The sequence below is a fragment of the Cytophagia bacterium CHB2 genome (assembly GCA_030263535.1).
Lineage (GTDB): Bacteria > Zhuqueibacterota > Zhuqueibacteria > Zhuqueibacterales > Zhuqueibacteraceae > Coneutiohabitans.
On the sequence record SZPB01000386.1, the window covers coordinates 1 to 5,894 of the forward strand.

The 5,894-nt window shown below is 54.3% G+C and carries 4 protein-coding genes; 2 read left to right on the forward strand and 2 right to left on the reverse strand.

The window, feature by feature from the left end; all coding sequences use genetic code 11:
* Nucleotides 1-91: 91 nt before the first annotated feature.
* Together FBQ85_25530 and FBQ85_25535 are read right to left on the reverse strand one after the other, a co-directional pair.
* Nucleotides 92-1,477, reverse strand: a complete 1,386-nt coding sequence (locus tag FBQ85_25530) for a YfcC family protein (protein ID MDL1878493.1) — start codon at nucleotides 1,475-1,477, stop codon at nucleotides 92-94.
* Complete coding sequence (locus FBQ85_25535; protein ID MDL1878494.1) at nucleotides 1,474-2,892, reverse strand: M20 family metallopeptidase; 1,419 nt, start codon at nucleotides 2,890-2,892, stop codon at nucleotides 1,474-1,476. Before FBQ85_25535 ends, FBQ85_25530 begins: the two co-directional genes overlap by 4 nt.
* 86 nt (nucleotides 2,893-2,978) lie before the next feature.
* Here FBQ85_25535 and FBQ85_25540 point away from each other — a divergent pair, with 86 nt between their 5' ends.
* Complete coding sequence (locus FBQ85_25540) at nucleotides 2,979-4,541, forward strand: hypothetical protein (GenBank protein ID MDL1878495.1); 1,563 nt, start codon at nucleotides 2,979-2,981, stop codon at nucleotides 4,539-4,541.
* Nucleotides 4,542-4,571: 30 nt separating this feature from the next.
* The gene (locus FBQ85_25545) at nucleotides 4,572-5,690 is read left to right on the forward strand and encodes a hypothetical protein (protein ID MDL1878496.1); all 1,119 of its coding nucleotides are present in this window, start codon (nucleotides 4,572-4,574) and stop codon (nucleotides 5,688-5,690) included.
* Nucleotides 5,691-5,894: the final 204 nt, after the last annotated feature.

Below are 5,894 nucleotides of genomic sequence, written 5' to 3' on the forward strand. Positions count from 1 at the left end.
CATGATCAACAGAAAAAGCGTTAAAAAAACCATAGAGTGGCTGGATTGATGGATCGATGGATTAATGGGACCATCAATCCAACATTCGATTTCAGAACGGTCCGAATTTTATTGCATGTGCAAGCAACAGCGCGCCTAATCCGATTGCCAGCCACATCAGCAAAAGCGGCATGAGCCAGCGCACCCAGGCATGCCACGGAATTTTGAGCAGCGCCAGGCCGGCCATGAAATACCCTTGTGTCGGCGTGAAAATATTGGTGAAGCCATCGCCGAATTGGTAGGCCAATACCATCGTTTGCCGCGTGACGCCGACCAAATCTGACAGCGGCGCGAGTATCGGAATCGAGAGCGCAGCCTGGCCGCTGGCCGAGGGCACGATGATGCTGAGCAATACTTGCACGAGATAGATTCCAATCACGCTGATCTCGCTGGGCAGATGCCGCACTAAATCTGAAAGCCCCATCATGATCGTGTCGATCACATGCGCTTGCGAGAGCACTACCAAAGTCGCGCGTGCGAGTCCAACAACTAATGCGCCGCCGGTGAGTGACGCGGCGCCTTCGATGAACTTTTCGGCAGTGAGATTGAATGAAAGTCCACCCACCGGCCCGGCCACAATTGCCAATGCAAAGAAAAGCGCGGAAAGTTCGAGAATGCCCCACTTAAACCGCAACGCACCCAAAATCAGCATGACAAATGCGGCTGCAAACAGCAACAACACAAACGCCTGACGCGCCGTCAAGCGCACGTGATTCAAATTAGCCGCTAGCGCAGGCCGTTGTTGATCGATGGCATACACCGGACTGGCCTCTGGCGCGCGTTTGATCCTGGCGGCGTAGCGCGCGACATAAATAACCGTCGCGGTGGTGATCATCGCCCACACGGCAAGACGAAATTCCAAGCCGGAGTAGGCCGGCAAACCGGCAATGTCTTGCGCAACGATAATTGTAAACGGATTGAGAAACGCGGCGGCAAAACCGGCATTTGCGCCCACCAGGGCTACGGCGCCGGCGGTGAGCGAATCGTAACCGAGTGAACGGCATAACAAAACCAATGCCGGGAGAAATGGCAGCGTTTCTTCCGCCATGCCAAACGTGCCCCCGCCAAACGCGAACAAAAACGTCAGTGCCGGAATGACGGCTTGTTGATATTTGCCGGCACGGCGCACGAGCAAATGAATCCCGGCCTCAATCGCGCCGGTGGCGGCAATCACGCCGAACGCGCCGCCCACGATGAAGATATAAAAAATGATGCGCGCCACTTCCGGCGTCATTAAACCCAGGGGAAACGCCATGAGCAGATCATCAAGTCCGGCGGGATTCGCCGGTACTGCATGATACGAGCTGGCGTCAACGACGCGGCGGCCGTCTTTTTCGATATAATCGAACTGGCCTGCGGGAATCACATAAGTCGAAGCAGCCGCGAGCAGAAGCAGACTGAAAAGCAGCACGTAGGTGTGCGGAACACGGAGTTTCATTGAGATTCGTTCAGAAAGTGAACGGCGGTTAGCGCATACAACTTCAGAGCCTCTTCAACTTCTGTGATTGCAATCGATTCTTCCGGCGCATGCGCGAGCGATAATTCTCCCGGGCCGCACACCAGGCTGGGAATCTTTGCCTCGCGTGAAAACAATGCCGCATCGGTCCAGGCAGGAAACGCCGTCAACTCACCGGGCGCGCCGCAAACGTGCTCACGCGCGTTTTGCGCAGCAATGACGAGAGGATGATTTATCGCAATTTCTAAAGGCCCGTGAATCATGGTTGCCATGCCGCCCGGCACGCGGCGGAGGGCCGTCCGTAAACCGGGCATGCAAGCGCGCACACGTGTGAGAATATCTTCCAACTCTGCAAATACTTGCTCGACGCTTTCGCCCGGCGCCCAGCGTCGATCAAGTTGGATGGTGCAGCGTGCGGCAACCGTGCTAGGCTGATCGCCGCCATGAATCGTGCCCATGTTGATCGTGGGTGCGCCGAGAACGGCATGCGTGCGCGCTAGTAATGCGGGCGCCAGCTCGTCTTCAACGATGCTCACAAAGCGCGCGGCCGCGGCAATGGCGTTAATCCCCTTGTCCGGCGTGCCGCCGTGCGTGGCCTTGCCGAGAAATTCAACTTCCAGCCATTCGAGCCCCTTGTGGCCAATGGCAATTTGATTGCTCGTGGGTTCGCCGATGATTGCCGCATCTGCTATGAAGCCCGAGTTGATCAAGGCTTCCGCGCCACGGCTTTCCATCTCTTCATCAATCACCGCTGCGAGAATAACTTCACCGCGCTGCAATGCGTTTAGATCTTCCAAAGCAACCAGCGCCGCTGCCATTGCGGCAACCGCGCCTTTCATGTCCACGGCGCCGCGGCCATGAATGCGATTCTCACGAATTTCCGCGACAAAAGGATCTGTCGCCGTGATTTTGTTGGGCGGGACCGTGTCGGTATGGCCGCAAAGCAACAAGCGCTTGCCGGGAGCATTGCCTGAAATACGCGCAAGCAAATTCGGGCGGCCAGGCTGAACTTGGGAGATCTCTGTGACAATGCCGTGGTAATCGAAATAGTGCCGCAATACATTCACGGCCTGTTCTTCCTGGCGCGGCAAGCCGGTATAACTCGGCGCTTGAATAAGCGCGCGCAATAAATCGATGACGCCGAGCGCAGGCACATGCGCTTGCAAAGCTTGCAGCAGGGCAGAGGTGTTCATTTTCATGAGCAGGCTCAAGTAAATTTGTGGCGGCAATATAAGCAAGAAAGCTTCCACCACAAACATGAAATTTTCAGAAACTCGGGTGGCCGGCCTTGACTTTGTGGCCAAAGACGCGTTACCTTGTTTCAACAATAATTGCAATTCAAAACCACAGGAGTACGTTAGCCTTGCCATTTGATCTTCAAAAACAGCGCGTTTCATCACGAAGGATCGTCATTTGAATAACGTACTCATTTTCGTTGAACCGCTCATCAGCACGAATAGCGGCTCATGCTCTTTGATTCGCGATGATTCGCGTCTATTCGCGGTTGGAGATTGGGGCAAGTTATTTAATCGTCGCTCCTAAGAATCGCTGCAACGTTGCTATGGGCTTCGAATCGTCTGAAGAAAATTTGAGAAAGCATTTCATGTTACCTATTCGCGCCGGCCGGGCCGCCTGTTTAGCTTTGTGTTGCCTGATCATCATAAGTTGCCGTCACGACATCGTGGCATCGGATCCTGATATTGAAAACCTCGATTATTCGGCCATTAATCCGATCGTTTACTCGCAACACATTCAGCCGATCTTCAATCAAAAGTGCATGTCCGCGAGTTGCCATAACTCGGTTGATCGCGCCGCCGGCCTGCAACTCGATTCCTGGGAGAGTGTCGTGCGTGGTTCGAGTTTCGGTGAAGTCATCATCTCTGGAACCGCGCAACACAGCCACATGATCGAGCATATGCGCGGCGTCTCCACGCCCCGCATGCCTCTTGGCCGAAATCCCCTTTCGGATAAGGTCATTAACTTTGTCGCGCGCTGGATTGATGAAGGCGCGCGCAATGATGCCGGTGAGCGGCCATATGAAGGCATTACAGAGAAGGCCTATGTCACCAATCAAGGCGAAGATCTTGTAGCGGTGATTGCAACACAAAACAATCTGGTGACGCGCTTGATTCCGGTGGGCGATTCGCCGCGCCTGGACGTACCGCACAACATTTTCGTTGATGCCCAGAGTAAATATTGGTATGTCACGTTGATCGAGCAGGGACAAGTTTGGAAATTCGATGTGGCAACAGACACCCTGGTTGGCAAAGCACAAGCCGGGCGCTCACCGGCCAATGTCGTCATCAGTCCCGATGGCAGCAAAGCATTTGTGACGAATTGGGAAATCTTCAGCGACGGCCGCGCGGTGCAAGTGATCGATACGAATACCATGACGGTCATACGCGAATTGCGTGTGGGCTTCGCGCCTCACGGCATCGCGTTTAGCCGAGACGGTCAGCTTATTTATATCACAAACTATCTCTCCGACAGTATTTCGATTCTGCGCGCCGATACGTATCAAGAACTTGGCCCAGTGCTGCTGGCGCCGGACGTCAACCCGGTGCGCTCGTCGATATATCAACCCTTGCAGGTCGCGCTCACGCCGGATGATCGTTTTGCATATGTTACCTGCTTCAGCGCCGATCAAGTGCGCGTGATCGACACCTCCTCACGAACGGTGATCGATAGCGTGCGCGTGGGGAAGCGGCCGTTCCTGCTTGAAGTGACGCCTGACGGCAAGCATGTTTATGTTTGCAATCAAGGTTCGAACGACATTTCTGTTATTCGTGTTGTGGACAATCAAGTCGAGACGACGATCAGCGCGACCGGGTTTGCGAATCCGCACGGTGTTGCGTTCACGCGTGACGGCTTCTTTGCGTATGTCACGAACGAAAATCTCGATGGTTCTTACACCGGCCATCATCCCACCTCGCAGGGCGGCAATCCCGGCACCGTTCAGGTGATTGATACCCGAACGTTTCAAGTGGCGAAAACCATTGAAGTCGAAGCAGATCCCACTGGCGTCGTCGTGTTGCCGCGACCGTGAGCAAAAATTTACAAGACGAGGAAGCTAGCTATGACAGAGAACGAGGCGCTGCATCAGCAAACACTGGTATTGCTGCAAGCAAACAAGGCTCGCCCAACCACCCAGCAGGTGTTGCTCGGGCTTGACGGGTTCGTGGACGAAATTGTTCGTATCGTTGACAAACGTGAAGCGCGTGATCGTTACACCGTAGTTCCCGGCATTGCGGCGTTCGCCGATCGCATCGCGGATGCCGCCGGCAAAAGTACGAATTTGGAGTTGATCGTGCAAAAAACGAAGCTGGGAGGCAACGGCCCGATTATGGCCAATGCTCTGGCGGCGTTTGGCATGAAAGTGAAATATATCGGGAATCTGGGCTATCCTGCCATTCACCCGGTTTTTCAGGAATTGGCGCAACGCGCGCAGGTGTTCTCGATTGCCGACCCCGGCCATACCGATGCCATTGAATTCGAAGACGGCAAGCTCTTGCTCGGCAAGATCGAAACGCTCAACGACATTACCTGGGAAAATTTAGTGCAGCGCGTCGGCCTGGAGAAGCTGCGGGATTTCGTAAATGAATCTCACCTTTTCGGGCTGTTGAACTGGACCATGATCCCACATCTGTCCGAAATCTGGCAGCATATTCTGAGCGACATTTGCCCGCGTTTGCAATCCCGGCCGCTGGTCTTTTTTGATTTGGCAGATCCGGAGAAACGATTGGCGGAGGATATTTTCGCGGCGTTGCAGTTGATCACGCAATTTCAACAGTATTTTGACGTCATCCTTGGCGTGAATGAAAAGGAAAGCTATGAACTCGCCGAGGTGCTGGGCATTCATGTGAAATATCAAACCCGTGAAACGATCGAAAAAATTGCCGTCGAAATGCGCGCGAAATTGGCGGTTGATACCGTGGTAGTGCATCCGCGCGAGTATGCCGTTGCCGCGAATGAAAAGGAAGTGACGTTGGTCTCCGGCCCGTTTACCCCGAAGCCTCTTATTTCCACCGGCGGCGGAGATCATTTCAATGCCGGCTTCTGCTTGGGGGCGTTGTTGAACTTGCCGCTGTCTTCGTGTTTATTGACGGGCGTTGCCACCTCCGGCTTTTATGTGCGTAATGCGCAAAGTCCGACTGTCGACCAGCTAGTGGATTTTATTTCGCACTGGCCTTCATGAGATTTGTCACGGCCTAACCGTGACCTTTTAAAGAAGCCGTTGAAAGCGACGGCCCTGCCGTTGTTGAGCGATCCAACACAACATCCGAAAGCGACGGCCAAGCCGTCGCTGAACGTTCAAGTCTAGGTAGTGTCGAGAGCGCTGGCCAAGCCATCGTTGAGCGATCGAGCACAGAATTAGAGAAGCGACGGCCAAGCCGTCGCT

Bases quoted from the DNA above. Each gene is read 5' to 3' on its own strand.
- FBQ85_25530 (MDL1878493.1), bottom strand. From the start codon at position 1,477: ATGAAACTCCGTGTTCCGCACACCTACGTGCTGCTTTTCAGTCTGCTT.
- FBQ85_25535 (MDL1878494.1), bottom strand. From the start codon at position 2,892: ATGAAACGCGCTGTTTTTGAAGATCAAATGGCAAGGCTAACGTACTCC.
- FBQ85_25540 (MDL1878495.1), top strand. From the start codon at position 2,979: ATGATTCGCGTCTATTCGCGGTTGGAGATTGGGGCAAGTTATTTAATC.
- FBQ85_25545 (MDL1878496.1), top strand. From the start codon at position 4,572: ATGACAGAGAACGAGGCGCTGCATCAGCAAACACTGGTATTGCTGCAA.